A 13927-nucleotide genomic window follows, 5' to 3' on the forward strand; every position below is an offset into this window, starting at 1 on the left:
TGCCGATGCCGGATTGGCTACGCGTTCGGAAGAACGCGCAGGCGCAGGACGCAGCACAATGGACGAAGTGTTCGGGTTGCGGCGAGCTCGTCTACAAACCTGACCTCAAAACGAATCACGAGATCTGTCCGAAGTGCGGCCACTACTTCCGTATGCACGCTGCCGATCGGCTCTCGATGCTGCTCGATGGTGACTTTCTCGAAGTCGGCGGCGAGATCGAGCCCGGCGATCCGCTCAAATGGGTCGACAAGAAACCGTATCCCGAGAAGCTCGCAAGCGATCGCGCCAAGAGCGGACTCTCGGAAGCGGTCGTAGCCGGATTTGGTGCGATCGGCGGTTTCCCCGTCGGTATCGCCGTGATGGATTTTCATTTTCGCGGCGGCACGATGGGAACGGTCGTCGGCGATCGCGTCGCGATGTTGTTCGAACGTGCGCGCGAGCGCAGAGTTCCGGCCCTCGTGTTTTCCGCGAGTGGCGGAGCGCGCATGGAAGAAGGCGTGCTGGCGCTGATGCAGCTGGCGAAGACGACGAACGCCGTCGAGCGCTTCCGGCGCGACGGTCTTTCATACATATCGGTGTTGACCGATCCGACGACGGGCGGCGTTTCGGCCAGCTTCGCGTTTCAAGCCGATGTCATCGTGGCCGAAGCACATGCGGCAATTGGTTTCGCCGGGCGACGCGTCATCGAGCAAACGATCCGGCAGAAGCTTCCAGAGAATTTCCAGCGCGCCGAATTCTTGCTCGAGCACGGCGCAATCGATATGGTCGTCGATCGTCCAAAGTTGCGCGACACGCTGGTGCGGTTACTCGACTACGGAATCGCTGCTCCGCGCGGCGCCAGCCGTAACGGCGCACTCCAAGGCGGCTCGTCGTGAACCCGATCGTCGATCGCGAGAAAGGTTTGCTCGAGCTCGAGCGGCGGATCACCGAGCTCAAAGGGCTCAGCACGTCGCAGAGCGTCGATCTTTCGAGCCAAATCACCGCGCTCGAAGCCGAGTACGCCAAGATTCAGCGCGAGATATTCGGTGCGCTTTCGCCATGGGAGCGCGTCAATATGGCGCGGCATCCGAAACGTCCAACGGCGGCCGAGTACATCGCCAAGCTCGATCAATTCGACGAGCTGCACGGCGACCGGCATTTTCACGACGACCCAGCCGTCATCGCCGGCTTCGCCAAGCTGCGTTCGCGGCGCGTCATGGCGATCGGTCAGCAACGCGGTCGCGACACGAAGGAGAATCTGCGCGTAAACTTCGGGATGGTCAAGCCGGAGGGCTACCGCAAGATAAAGCGGCTCTTTGGGCTCGCCTCGAGGCTCGGCTTGCCTATCGTCGCGTTCGTCGATACGAAGGGCGCAGATCCGGGTATTGATTCGGAAGAACGTGCGCAATCGGAAGCTATCGCCTCCTGTCTGTATGCGTTGGCCGAATCGGTCGTGCCGTCGGTCTCCGTCGTGATCGGTGAGGGCGGCAGCGGTGGAGCGCTCGCGCTCGGGATGACCGACCGCATTTTGATGCTGGAACACAGTATCTATTCGGTTGCGGGACCGGAAGCGGCGGCTGCGATTCTCTTCTCCGATGCGACCAAAGCCCCCGAAGCGGCTGCGAGCCTACGGCTGACGAGCGAGGATATCTATCGCTTCGGCATCGCCGACGAGGTCATCAGCGAACCGCTCGGCGGCGCGCACCGTGATCGTGATATTACGATCGAACGCGTGCTTTCAGCCATCGATCGGCATCTCAGCGACCTCACGACGCGTACGCCGCAGCAACTGCAAGAAGACCGCTACAGCAAGTATCGGCGCGTGGGCGCGTTGAATACGAACCAGATGGCCGGCGGAGAATTGCAGCGGTGAGCACGCAATCGATCCTTCGAGGGGTCGGTCGCGGCGTGTTCGTCGTAGTCATTCTCGGCGTTTTTTCGATGATCGCGATTCAATATGCACGCATCGTTCATCGCAATGTCGTGCTCGCGCATGCGCTCTGGGTAGTCCAAACCGACATTACGCGCCTGCAATCCGAAAAGGACCGTCGCACAGCGACCATTAGCCGTCTATCGGATCCGCAGGGTGCGATACCCGAGATTCACGATCGGCTCCATTTGACGATGCCGAACGAATCGATCATCTATCTGAAGGGAAACAAACCGCAAAGCGCACCCCAATGACGCTGTTGGGAACGGTCATCAACCTTCACCATTTCGGCGCGGCGGTGCGCCTTGCAGACGGTCGCCTTGCTTCTGTTCCCGCGGCCGAGGTCGATGCGCACCGCGCCATGTTCGAGGAATCGTTTGCGGCTCGGAGGCCTCTGCGATTGGCCATTAGTGACAGCGACAAAGGCCTGTGCGTCGTGCTTGCGGACTTCGTGTCGGCGGAGCCGCTCGCGATGAACCTGACTGATGATGCGTTCGAAGAACGTTTGGCCGACTATCTGCGAGAAACGGAAGAGTGGGCGCCGCCCGATCAGCCGCAACCGTTCGAACGCCATCTCACCCGGAAACGCCGCCGCGCCGCGCAGTTTGACTCATCTGCAGTCCGACCGCGAGCGGAATCGTAAACAAAACGAGCGCCGCAACGGCGGCCATCAGCGTTGGGACTCCGTGCGCATCGCTTAGCGCACCCGAAAGCACGGGTGAGATCGCACCCGAGCCGATGCCGACCGTATAGAAGATGCCGAAGGCCCGTTGGCGCTGCCGGGGTGCGACCAGTTCGGGCACGCTTCCATAGAGCACGGAAGACGTACCGTTGAGCGCAACGCCGATGAGCGGAAGAACGGCGAGCGTTGCACCGAGGTTGAGCGGCAAGATCGCGAGGATTCCGAGCGCCGTTAGACCCTCGGTAATGCAGACGGTCGCGAGTACGCCGATGCGATCGCCGAGAAAACCACAAATGAACTTTCCGGCCGCTCCGCCGGCGAAGATCAAGGTCAGTGCGAAGCCGACGGTTTGCACCGGCGTCCCTTTGCCGGTGATGACGAACGGCAGGAATGTGAGAAATCCGGTGCGCGTCGCGCTGTCGATCGCGCCTATTGCAAGCAAAAGTGCAAAGCCGCGCGTGAACGTGCGCCCGGTAGCAGCGCCGTTAGGTTGCGCATCATCGTGTTCTACTACGACGCGCGCCCGCGGGCCAAAGATCAGAATCGCGGCCGCTACGCACAGTCCGATGCATGCGACGATGAGCAAAACCGAGCGCCAAGGCATCACGATCAAGAGCGCTGCAACGAGCGCCGGAATCGCCATCTTGCCGACGTCGCCCGAGAAGTTGTAGGTTCCGAGCGCTGCGCGTGAGCGCGCGCCCTCGTATGCCTGCGCGATCAAATTCGAGGAGATTGGGTGTTGTACGCTTGCCCCAATTCCGCCGGCAAAAAGTGCGACTGCGATCGCAACATATGTCGAGCGCGTAGCCGTAATCGCATAACAGAGTGCAGCCAATGCGGTTCCGATAACGAGTATCGTGCGGGCTCCCACGCGTTCGGCGATGATTGAAGATGGAACCTGAAATGTGGCCATCGCGCCGCTGTACAGCGAGCGCAGAAGGCCGACCGTAGCCAGCGATAGCCCGAATTCGTTGCGCCAAATCGGGAGCATGACGTACAAGAGGTCTGTGAGGCCGTCGTGCATGACGTGAGCCAAACAGGCGACGAGCAGCGTACGGGCTTTCAAGGCGGGTTCTTTCTCGCGCAGCGCGCGCCGAAGCGAACCTCCAGCCTTTTATGCCTTAAGTTGTACGACGAAATTCGTCGCTGGCGCCGCTCGGTCGCGGTCCCCGCTCTGCGGGCGGAACCCTAGGCGCTGCGAAGACATTCTAGAACCCTAGCATTTTCGGTGTCAAGCGTTCTACAAATGTATCGAGGGGGAGAGGAACGAGCGGCGAACGCCGAGGTCGTGAGCACTGTAATCGACGCTGCTAAACGCACGGCACAAACAGTCAAAGTGCCTGGTTGCTTTGTTCGTATTCAAGGCAGCTACATCTCCCTACGCGCCGCCGAACAGCGCGTTGCCGACTTCATTCTCAAGAACGCGGAAGAGCTGATTTATCTGACCGTAACCGAGCTCGCCGAACGCACGGAAACCAGCGAATCGACGGTCGTGCGGCTTTGCCAAAAAATCGGCTACAAAGGTTATCAAGAGTTTAAGATTGTTTTGGCTCGCGATCTCGTCGAGCCCACCGATGCGATCTACGAACGCATCGAAGAAGACGATGCACTCGCCGCCATCAAGACAAAGGTCTTCGCAGCCAACGCGCAAGCGCTGCAAGACACGCTCGAAGTTCTCGACGACGCTGAGCTGCAGCGCGCGATCGACGCCGTTGCAGCGGCAAAACGCGTCGAGATCTACGGAGTCGGCGGCAGCGGTTCGATCGCGGTCGACGCATACCATAAGCTGCTGAAGCTCGGCATCGCCGCCATCGCGATCTCCGATTCCGACCTGATGGGGATGTCGTCCGCGCTCCTTCGCCCGGGAACCGTCGCCCTCGGAATCAGCCACACCGGGATGAGCCGCGACGTGTGCGAGGCACTCGATCACGCCAAGACCGGCGGCGCCACGACGATCTGCATCACGCACCGAGCGACCTCGCCGATCACGAAGGTTGCCGACATCAAGCTCTTCACGGCGGCCAAAGAGACCGCGTTCCGAAGCGATGCGATGTCGAGCCGCATCGCGCAGCTTTCGATTATCGACACCATCTATGTCGGCGTCGCACTCAAAGACTATCAGCACGCCACGCAAACGATCGCGCAGACGCGCGAGGCGACAGCCAAGAAAAGGTACTAGCATGGCAGCAAACGGCAAGCCGGTCATCGGCTTCATCGGCCTCGGCATCATGGGGAAACCGATGGCTCGCAATTTGATGAAGGCGGGCTACTCGCTCGTCGTGCACAATCGCGGCCGCGCTCCCGTCGATGAGCTCGCGAAGGAAGGCGCCAAAGCCGGTTCCTCCGCCATGGATGTCGCGCAGCAAAGCGACGTCATCATTTTGATGCTGCCGGATTCGCCCGACGTTGAAGCGGCCGTGCTCGGCAAAGACGGCGTGCTCGAAGGCATGAAGCCTGGCGCGACGCTCGTGGACATGAGCACGATCACGCCGGCCACGGCGCGCCGCGTTGCGGGCGAAGTTCGCAAGAAGGGCGGCAAAGCGCTCGACGCTCCGGTGAGCGGCGGTGAAAAAGGCGCGACCGACGCAACGCTTTCCATCATGGTGGGCGGGCCGCAAGATGTTTTCGATGCCGTGCTTCCTATTTTTCAAACGCTTGGAAAAAATATCGTCCTCGTCGGCGATAGCGGTGCCGGACAAATTGCCAAAGCCTCAAACCAGCTGGTTGTCGGCGTGACGATTGAGGCGGTCGCCGAAGCGCTGGCGCTGGCTGAAGCGGCCGGCGTCGATCCCGCCAAAGTGCGCGCGGTCCTACTTGGCGGATTTGCGCAAAGTAAAATCCTCGACGCGCACGGACAGCGTATGCTCGACGGCAACTTCGTTCCCGGATTTAAAGCGAAGCTCCATCAAAAAGACATGCGCATCGTGAATCAAACCGCGCAAGAGTCGGGCCTCGACGTGCCGGCGGCAAAGCTCGCGCTCGACCGCTTCAACAAGCTCGTTGAGGGCGGCGGAGGCGAGAAAGACCACAGCGCGCTGCGCACCCTGCTCACACTGAAGAGCGCGGCTACGCGCTGATCCACCCTCTTGTCATCCCGAGCGTAGCGAAGCGTAGTCGAGGGACCGCTAGGCGCTAATTCACGCTTTGTGTCATCCTGAGCGTAGCACTCCGAACGAAGTGAGCGGGTGTGGAGTCGAAGGACCGCGACGATCTCGGTGATTGGCGTTTTAAAGTTGCGAATTGCGACCTTGGCGTCGGTGCTCGTTCTCCTGACGCAACTGTTGCCCGCGGTTGCCATTGCGGACTATTCGCCTTCAGGCAGTCGCGACATAACCCAAAAGAAAGTCGGCTACGGTACGGCTTGCTTTATAAACGGTCTGCGATTCGGTCCACTAAGCTATTTGGTACGGGACGCTCAAAAGCGCGCGCCCGTGGATTCCAGCTGAACTTAGGCGCTAATTCGTTTGGCGGCGCGAGCGAGTTTCGCGCGCTCGTACTGTTTGGGCCACGGCAGATCGAAATCGAGCTCGGCAGCCGCATACATCGGGAAGTACGGATCGCGTAAGAACTCGCGCGCCATCACGATCAAATCGGCTTGGCCGTGGTTGAGGATGCGTTCGCATTCTTCGGGCGTCGTGATCAGCCCGACCGCAGCGGTCGGGACTTTGGCGTCACGCCGGATTTGCTCTGCAAATGGAACCTGATAGAGCGGAACCGCCGGAATCTTGGCGTCTGCGACGTTGCCGCCCGACGAGCAATCGATGAGGTCAACGCCGCGAGCCTTCAGCTGCTTTGCAAGCTCGACCGAGTGCGTGATGTCCCAACCGCCTTCCACCCAGTCGGTTGACGAAATGCGCGCAAAGAGCGGTAACCGCTCGGGCCAGACTTTGCGGACTGCTTCCGTCGTCTCCAGCGCGAAACGAATGCGATTCTCGAGCGACCCGCCGTATTTGTCGGTACGCGTGTTGCTGAGCGGTGAATAAAATTCGTGAGCGAGATATCCGTGCGCGAAATGGAGTTCGATCAGCTCGAAGCCTGCTGCGAGCGCGCGTTTTGCGGCTGCAACGAAATCTTGTGTGATCGCGGCGATTCCGGCTTCGTCGAGCGCGATCGGGACCGGATAGTTCGACGCGAACTGCGCGGTAGTCGGGCCGACCGTCGTCCATCCGCCTTCTTCGGGCTTGATGACACCCGCGGGTTGCTCCCATGGACGCCGGGTTGAGGCTTTGCGTCCGGCGTGAGCGATCTGCATTGCGGGAATCGCGCCTTGACCCTTGATGAATTTCGTGATGCGCGAGAGCATCTCGATGTGCTCGTCCTTGTAGATGCCGAGATCTTGCGGCGAGATACGTCCGCGTGGTTCGACTGCGGCAGCTTCGGTGAAGACGACGGAGGCGCCACCGACAGCGCGGCTTCCGAGATGAACGAGATGCCAATCGTTCGCAAACCCATCCTCGGAAGAGTATTCACACATCGGCGAGACGACGATGCGGTTGCGCAGGGTTAAGTCACGGAGCTTATACGGTTCGAATAACATCCTATTCCGTTTCGCGTGCGTTGAGATCGACGAGGTCGCCGTTGATGCCGTCGGAGGCCGAGCTCGCTAGAAACGCCAGAACACGCGCTACTTCATCAGGGGATGCAGCCTTCTCGAAATCTTCGGCATCCAGGTACGAGCGCGCGGCCTCCGTCGCGACGCCGCCCAGGACGACGGCATTTGCGACAATTCCGTCAGCTTTGTGTTCGCGCGCGATGGCCCGCATGAACGTATTCACGGCGGCCTTGGCGGCGCCGAAGAGCCCGAAGCGCGGTTGCGGGTCCTTCGAGCTGCCCGCAGTTACGGTGACGAGGTGGCCGCGCGAGCGTCGTCCTGGGCGATACTCTTGTTTGAGCATCACGCGCAGTCCGGCGACCGCGAGGTTGTAGGCGGTGACGACGAAACCGTCGAGATTGACTCGCAGATCGTCGAGCGTCGAGTCGACGATCGGCACGAACTTGCCGCGTCCCGCCATGTTGACGATTGCATCGATGCGGCCGAACTTTTCGGCGGCGTCGGTGACGAGTTTTTCGGTGGAAGCCGCGTCGGCCAGATCGGCGACGAACGGCGTCGCGCGCTCAAAACCGCTGCAGAGCTTCTCGGCGGCCTCGCGCGTACGCGAGACAACGGCGATTCGGGCCCCGTTTTCGTGCAAAGTCCGCAAGGTTGCGCCGCCGACACGCCCCGTTGCGCCGGCTAGGATGATGACGTCGTCTTCAAAAAGCACGCGGCGAAACTCCGGTGACCATACGGTAAGTCCTGCGGAACGATGAAAGACGGACCATATTTCGAGGACTTGCCCGTCGGGACGGTTTGCGAGACCGGGACGTACACGATGTCGCGCGAGGCGATCATCGAGTACGCGAAAGTCTATGACCCGCAGCCGTTCCACTTGACCGACGAGGGTGCGGCGAAGTCATTTTTTGGCCGGCTCGTCGCAAGCGGTTGGCACAGCGCATCGGTCACGATGAAATTGATGGTCGAATCCGGGTTTTTCGGGACGACGGGCTTGATCGGTCTTGGGGTCGACGAGCTGCGCTGGCCAAAACCGGTTTTGCCGGGCGACGTGGTGCGCGTTCGCGCCGAAGTCACCGAAAACACGCCGACGAAAAGCGGAGGCCGCGCACGATTGCGCTGGGAGACCACGTTGCTCAACCAGCGCGATGAAGTCGTCTTCTCATTTGTCTCGCTGACGCTCTTCCCAGGACGTCCGCGCTAAGTCACGAACATTGTTCGTCCATGAGAACATCATCCTCATGGGCTAGTCTGATCACCGCCGTCGCACTCGTTTTGTGCAGCTTCGTAGCGGTTCGAGCAGATGTCCCCGCAGGCACCAACGTTTTCGCAACGTTGCAGCAAACGCTCGATACGCGCAGCGCCAGGTCCGGTGATGCCGTCGTCTTGACGGTAACAGGAGTCGTGCCGCAGGACGCGGCGGACGCCGGCGCCCTACAAGGCGCGACGATTCGCGGTCACGTTCAACAAGCTTTTGCCGCAACCCCGACCAAGAAAGCTTACATCGGCATCGCGTTCGACACGATCACGCTTGCAGATGGGCGTACATTTCCGTATCCCGCGAAGATCCTCGCGTTGCAAAAGAAGAAGAGCGTGAACGCGGTTCAAGCCGCGGGCGAGATCCTCACCGGTATGGTCGTCGGCAACATGCTCTTCAAGAGCGTCGGATCACCTGCGGGTGGTGCGGTCGGTGCGATGGGCGGCGTCGTGTACGCGTCGCAGATGTCGCAGAATTTCAAGATTCCCGCGAGCTCGACCGTGAAGATGCAGACGACGGACGTCCTCGGAACGGTGCCGCATCCGCAAGCCCCCGCGAACGGAATGCAGCCTCCACCGGCCATGCCGATGCCCGCAGCGACGCACTAGCCGCGCTTGTCATCCCGAGCGTAGCGCCGAAGGCGCGTAGTCGAGGGACCGCAGTAGTCTTGAGACTGCGGAAGCCTCCATGGTCGTTGTCCCTCGACTACGGAACGCTGCGCGTTCCTACGCTCGGGATGACAGTTAAATTTTGATGCTGAACGGGTCCCCGGCGACCGGTTCGGTTTCGATCCAGACCGATTTCGTCTGCGTCCAGTCGTAGATCGCTTCGACGCCGTTCTCGCGCCCGATGCCGCTGTTCTTGTAGCCGCCGAACGGCATCTGATACGACATTGCTCGGTACGTATTGACCCACACCGTACCAGCTTTGATGCCGCGCGCCATGCGGATCGCGCGCCCGATATTCGTCGTCCACACACCTGAGCCAAGTCCATACATCGTGTCGTTGGCGATGCTGAGAGCTTCGTCTTCATCCGTGAACGGAATCAGCGAAAGAATCGGGCCAAAGACTTCTTCGCGAGCGATCCGCATGGTGTTGTTCACGTCTGCGAAGATCGTCGGCTCGTAATAGAAACCGCGCTGCAGGGCGGGGTCGGCCGGACGACGTCCGCCGGCGACGAGCTTTGCGCCGTCGCCTTTGCCGACCTCAACGTACTGCTGGACCTTCGCGTACTGCGGCTCGTTCGATATCGGGCCCATCTCCGTCTCCGGAAGCAGCGGATCGCCGATCTTGACGGTTTTGGCGCGTGCCATCAACCGTTCTTGCACTTCGGCGTAAATCTCGCGCTGCACGAGCGCACGCGAACCCGCGATGCAGGTTTGTCCGGCCGCAGCAAAGATGCCGGAGAGCAGTCCGGAGACCGCCGCGTCGAGCGGTGCGTCGGCGAAGACGATGTTCGGCGATTTTCCACCAAGCTCGAGTCCGACCGTGGCATAGTGTCCGGCGGCGGCTTGCGCGACACGCGCGCCCGTACCGGCGCTGCCCGTGAACGCGATGCGCGCCACCGACGGATGCTTCGTGAGCGCATCGCCGGAGACGGCGCCGCTGCCGGTCACGACGTTGAACACGCCTTTCGGGAAACCGGCGGCTTCGATGCATTTCGCGAACTCGAGTGATGAGACCGATGCGAATTCACTCGGTTTGAGGACGACGGTGTTTCCGGCTGCGAGGGCAGGCGCGAGCGTGAACGCGAGGATGAGGAGCGGCGAGTTCCACGGCGTGATGAATCCGACAACGCCGAGCGGCTCGCGCAGCGTGAAATTGAAGAGCGTCGGACGTTCCATCGGGATCGTCTCGCCTTCGATCTTGTCCGAGAGGCCCGCGTAGTAGCGATACCAGCCGGGAATCGCGCGCAATTGCGCGCCCATCTCGCGCAGCAGCTTCCCGTTGTCTCGTACTTCGATCTCGGCAAGCTCAGCGGCACGTGCTTCGATGGCGTCCGCGAGCTTGTGCAGCAGTCGTCCGCGCGTGGCGGGCGTCGTTTTGGACCACTCGCCTTCGAATGCGCGTTTCGCAGCTCGTACGGCTGCGTCGACGTCCTCGGCGCTCGCATCGACAATCGTCGCCCACGTCTCGCCGTTGGCCGGATTGATGACGGGAAGCGTCTTCGCGCCGCCCGAGTTCCGGTATTCACCGTCGATGTAGAGACCGTACTCGGTGACCTTTGCGTCGCGAACCTCGACTGCCATGACCGCGCTCCTCTCTGCAGGGCGCCGAGCCTTCGCGAAACCAGGCGGAGGAATCCCCCGTGGGCTGCTCTATCTCGCGAGCATGAGATCGATGTTGTTCACGCCCGGAAATCATGCGCGCCGGATGGAGAAGACGCTGGAGGTCGATTGCGATGGGGTCATTCTCGATCTCGAAGACGCGGTCGCGACTGCGGAAAAGCCCGCAGCGCGTTCGACGATCCTCGACTGGCTGGAGCGGCCGCGCGGTCGCCGTCTCGCGTACGTGCGCGTGAATGCGCTTGGAACGCCGTTTGCCTTCGACGATTTTGCGGCCGTCATCGTGCCCAAGCTCGATGGCGTCATCCTCCCGAAGGTCGAGATCGCGAGCGATCTTGCGATAGCCGACTACATCATGGCTGCTCACGAACGTGCGCGCGGAATCGAAATCGGAACGATCGATTTGATGCCGATCATCGAAACCGCGAAGGGTGCCCTGAACATGTTCGAGATCGCAAGCGCGGTCAAACGTGTGCGGCGGCTTTGCTTCGGCAGCGGCGATTATACGAACGACACCGGAACGGCGTGGACACTCGACAATCCGCTCACGACCCTCTATCGCGCGCAGCTCGTCAACGCCAGTCGTGCGGCCGGGATCGAGCCGCCCATCGATACCGTGTGGCCGCATCTCGAAGACGAGCCCGGCCTCGTGGTTGAGGCCAAGCAAGGCCGCGCCATGGGGTTCCAAGGGAAGATGTCAATCCACCCCAAGCAGCTCGAAATCATCAATCGAACCTACTCGCCGACGCCCGAAGAGCTGGCATTTGCTCGCAAGGTCAGCGCCGCGTTCGAGGCTGCAGAGGAGGCCGGCTCCTCGGCGCTGGTCGTGGATGGGGTCTTTGTCGACTATCCGGTCGTCTATCGGGCCCGAGCCCTGCTGCGGGAAGCGCAGCGGGCCGCGGCCGCGTCCTAAGGCCGGCTTTCCCAGGGGCCGATTCTACCTATAACGTGTCTGTAGGTCCGATCGCCGGCATTATCCAGATTCCGCCCGCTATGGTCGCGGCCGCGGAAGCGGCAGCACAAGAGTCGATGTCGGGCGCGTTACAGCAGGCTGTTCTCCAACAAGAGGCGGCGGCTACGCGTTCGGGAGGCGGCGGTGGCGGTCACGGCGGCCCGCACAAAGATGCGCTCGATGCGATCACGCGTCTTGCCGCGAGCATCGATGCAAAACCGACGCAGCGCGTCAAGACGATTGCGGAACGTCAAGCCGAAGTCGAAAAGATGAAGCGCGAAGCGCAACAGAATCCGCAGCAGCGCGATCTCGCCGACGATCGTCAGCCGGACCAACAACAGCAGCAGCAAGCGTTCGAGAAGAATCCGCTTCTAGCGTTTTTCTGATAGCGCGAGCGCGAGCAGCGCTGCGAGTCGCGCGTTTGCACGCAACAACGCGATGTTCGTTGCGAGACTTCGGCCGGATGTCGACGTCGCGATGCGATCGAGGAGAAACGGCGTCAGCGCCTTTCCACTGATCTTGCGCGTCTGCGCCTCTTTTGTCGCGGCTTCGATGTGTGCGGTGATCGCGCTGAGCGGGATCTCGTCGGCTTCGGACGCCGGATTTGCGACGATGATGCCGCTGCGGAGCCCCAGCGAGCGTTTCGTGCGAACGATGCGCGCAAGCTGGTCGACCGATTCGGTTCGGAGTGGCGACGGTATTCCGCTCGAGCGGCTCCAGAACGCGGGGAAATCGTCGCTGCGATACGTGATCAAGGTGACGCCGAGCGTTTCGAGCATCTCGAGCGTCTTGGGGAGGTCGAGGATCGCTTTCGCGCCGCTGCAGACGACCGTCACCGGCGTCTTTGCGAGCTGCACAAGATCCGCCGAAACATCGTAGGTCGTTTCGGCGCCGCGGTGTACGCCGCCGATTCCGCCGGTGGCGACGACTTCGATGCCGGCCATCTCTGCGCAAACAATCGTGGCTGCGACGGTTGTCGCGCCATCGGCGCCAGTTGCCACCGCGTAGGCTAGATCGGCGCTGCTGAGCTTGTGAATTCCCGTTCCGGTTGCGAAACGTTCGAGCTCGGGATCACCCAGTCCAACGCGAATCCGCCCCGCGAGCACGCCGATTGTCGCGGGCATTGCGCCAAGTCCGCGCACGGCCGCTTCGAGTTCGCGCGCCGTCTCCAAATTCTCGGGGTGCGGCAATCCGTGACTGATTACCGTCGTCTCGAGCGCGACGACGGGGCCTTTTCGTTCGATGACCGCGCGAACTTCGGGATCGATCGAGAGCGCGTCGTTCACGGGACCCCCTTTGCCGTGCTGCGAAGGCGGCCTGCATGCGATTTGCGATTCTTGGTGCGGGTGGTATCGGAGCGTATTTAGGCGCGCGGCTCGCGACGGCCGGAGAAGACGTCGTTCTCGTCGCGCGCGGCGATCATCAGCGAGCGATGGCGGCGCGTGGCGTGCAAGTGCACGATGCGGATGGCACGCGTACCGTGAAGCTACCGGCACTCGCGCCGAACGAGTCGTTCGCGCCGGCCGACGTCGTCGTCATCACCGCCAAAGCGCACGACATCACGGCGATGCTTCCGCAGATTCGCGCGGCCGGAAAACCGAACGCGCTGATCGTTGCTGCGCAAAATGGAATTCCGTGGTGGTATTTTCAGTGTCACGGCGGCAAGCTCGAAGACCTCGTGCTCGAATCGGTCGATCCCAGCGGAGTACTGGCGAAAGAGATCGATCCGAATCGCGTCGTCGGCTGCGTCATTTATTGTCCGATCACGCTCATGGGTCCAGGAATCGTCGAACACCAAGGTCCCAAGCGTCTCGAAATCGGACGGCCCGACGGAAAGATCACGCCGGAGCTCGATACACTCGCGGAAGCGTTTGAACGCGCCGGCTTCGCCGCGCCGCGCAGTGAAAATTTGCGCAAAGAGATTTGGGTCAAGCTGCTTGCTAACGCACCACTCAACCCGATCGGCGCGCTCGTGCGCAAGACCTCGGGTGAGATTGCCGAGGTTCCCGCCGGGAAGCAGCTGGTCGGCGAGATCATGCACGAATGCCTGGCGGTCGCCGCCGCGACCGGCCTGCGGCTCGATATCAGCGTCGAAGCACGTCTGGCGCAGATACCCGGCCAGGTCGGAAGGCACAAATCATCGATGCTGCAAGACGTCGAAAAAGGCCGGCGCGTCGAAATCGACGGCTTGGTCGGCGCGGTCGTCGAGCTCGGGGATCGCCTCGGCGTCGACATTAAAGCCTTACGCTACGTCTACATGCTTGCGCAACTGCTTTAAGGACGGACCTT

16 protein-coding genes are annotated in these 13927 nt (G+C 61.5%); 11 read left to right on the top strand and 5 right to left on the bottom strand.

Annotated features, from left to right (window positions below; all coding sequences use genetic code 11):
• The first annotated feature begins 5 nt into the window (after positions 1 to 5).
• Genes accD through VGG22_14405 form a run of 4 tightly spaced genes read left to right on the top strand, consistent with a single transcriptional unit; the run spans position 6 to position 2552 of the window.
• Positions 6 to 875, top strand: a complete 870-nt coding sequence (gene accD, locus VGG22_14390; protein ID HEY1729564.1) for an acetyl-CoA carboxylase, carboxyltransferase subunit beta — start codon at positions 6 to 8, stop codon at positions 873 to 875.
• Positions 872 to 1852, top strand: a complete 981-nt coding sequence (locus VGG22_14395) for an acetyl-CoA carboxylase carboxyltransferase subunit alpha (GenBank protein ID HEY1729565.1) — start codon at positions 872 to 874, stop codon at positions 1850 to 1852. Before accD ends, VGG22_14395 begins: the two co-directional genes overlap by 4 nt.
• A complete protein-coding gene (locus VGG22_14400) occupies positions 1849 to 2163 on the top strand; it encodes a hypothetical protein (GenBank protein ID HEY1729566.1) in 315 nt (104 codons plus the stop codon). Before VGG22_14395 ends, VGG22_14400 begins: the two co-directional genes overlap by 4 nt.
• On the top strand, positions 2160 to 2552 hold the full coding sequence (locus tag VGG22_14405; GenBank protein ID HEY1729567.1) for a hypothetical protein: 393 nt from the start codon (positions 2160 to 2162) through the stop codon (positions 2550 to 2552). Before VGG22_14400 ends, VGG22_14405 begins: the two co-directional genes overlap by 4 nt.
• Here the strand turns inward: VGG22_14405 and VGG22_14410 are convergent.
• Positions 2485 to 3657, bottom strand: a complete 1173-nt coding sequence (locus VGG22_14410; protein HEY1729568.1) for an MFS transporter — start codon at positions 3655 to 3657, stop codon at positions 2485 to 2487. The genes VGG22_14405 and VGG22_14410 overlap by 68 nt on opposite strands.
• 222 nt (positions 3658 to 3879) lie before the next feature.
• Between VGG22_14410 and VGG22_14415 the strand changes: the two genes are divergently transcribed.
• Both VGG22_14415 and VGG22_14420 read left to right on the top strand, forming a co-directional pair.
• Entirely contained in the window at positions 3880 to 4770 is an 891-nt protein-coding gene (locus VGG22_14415; GenBank protein HEY1729569.1) for a MurR/RpiR family transcriptional regulator, read from the top strand.
• Positions 4685 to 5668, top strand: coding sequence for a 2-hydroxy-3-oxopropionate reductase (locus VGG22_14420; protein HEY1729570.1), 984 nt, complete (start codon positions 4685 to 4687; stop codon positions 5666 to 5668). Before VGG22_14415 ends, VGG22_14420 begins: the two co-directional genes overlap by 86 nt.
• 371 nt (positions 5669 to 6039) lie before the next feature.
• Here the strand turns inward: VGG22_14420 and VGG22_14425 are convergent, their stop codons facing one another.
• Entirely contained in the window at positions 6040 to 7128 is a 1089-nt protein-coding gene (locus tag VGG22_14425) for an NADH:flavin oxidoreductase/NADH oxidase (GenBank protein ID HEY1729571.1), read from the bottom strand.
• A 1-nt stretch (position 7129) separates the two neighbouring features.
• Positions 7130 to 7855, bottom strand: coding sequence for an SDR family oxidoreductase (locus tag VGG22_14430; protein ID HEY1729572.1), 726 nt, complete (start codon positions 7853 to 7855; stop codon positions 7130 to 7132).
• A gap of 42 nt (positions 7856 to 7897) precedes the next feature.
• Here VGG22_14430 and VGG22_14435 point away from each other — a divergent pair, with 42 nt between their 5' ends.
• Positions 7898 to 8347: a MaoC family dehydratase gene (locus VGG22_14435; GenBank protein ID HEY1729573.1), complete on the top strand. Its 450-nt coding sequence runs from the start codon at positions 7898 to 7900 to the stop codon at positions 8345 to 8347.
• Positions 8348 to 8367: 20 nt separating this feature from the next.
• Entirely contained in the window at positions 8368 to 9009 is a 642-nt protein-coding gene (locus VGG22_14440; GenBank protein HEY1729574.1) for a hypothetical protein, read from the top strand.
• Positions 9010 to 9144: 135 nt separating this feature from the next.
• Here VGG22_14440 and VGG22_14445 read toward each other — a convergent pair whose 3' ends face one another.
• A complete protein-coding gene (locus VGG22_14445; protein ID HEY1729575.1) occupies positions 9145 to 10650 on the bottom strand; it encodes an aldehyde dehydrogenase in 1506 nt (501 codons plus the stop codon).
• Between VGG22_14445 and VGG22_14450 the strand changes: the two genes are divergently transcribed.
• Positions 10649 to 11599 carry a CoA ester lyase gene (locus tag VGG22_14450; GenBank protein HEY1729576.1) on the top strand — a complete coding sequence of 317 codons (951 nt, stop codon included), beginning with the start codon at positions 10649 to 10651 and terminating at the stop codon, positions 11597 to 11599. The two genes, VGG22_14445 and VGG22_14450, sit on opposite strands and share 2 nt — an antisense overlap.
• 35 nt (positions 11600 to 11634) lie before the next feature.
• Positions 11635 to 12024: a hypothetical protein gene (locus tag VGG22_14455; GenBank protein HEY1729577.1), complete on the top strand. Its 390-nt coding sequence runs from the start codon at positions 11635 to 11637 to the stop codon at positions 12022 to 12024.
• Here the strand turns inward: VGG22_14455 and VGG22_14460 are convergent.
• On the bottom strand, positions 12010 to 12924 hold the full coding sequence (locus tag VGG22_14460; protein ID HEY1729578.1) for a pseudouridine-5'-phosphate glycosidase: 915 nt from the start codon (positions 12922 to 12924) through the stop codon (positions 12010 to 12012). The two genes, VGG22_14455 and VGG22_14460, sit on opposite strands and share 15 nt — an antisense overlap.
• A gap of 35 nt (positions 12925 to 12959) precedes the next feature.
• Here VGG22_14460 and VGG22_14465 point away from each other — a divergent pair, with 35 nt between their 5' ends.
• Positions 12960 to 13916: a 2-dehydropantoate 2-reductase gene (locus VGG22_14465; GenBank protein ID HEY1729579.1), complete on the top strand. Its 957-nt coding sequence runs from the start codon at positions 12960 to 12962 to the stop codon at positions 13914 to 13916.
• Positions 13917 to 13927: the final 11 nt, after the last annotated feature.

It is taken from the genome of Candidatus Baltobacteraceae bacterium (assembly GCA_036489885.1).
Lineage (GTDB): Bacteria > Vulcanimicrobiota > Vulcanimicrobiia > Vulcanimicrobiales > Vulcanimicrobiaceae > JAFAMS01.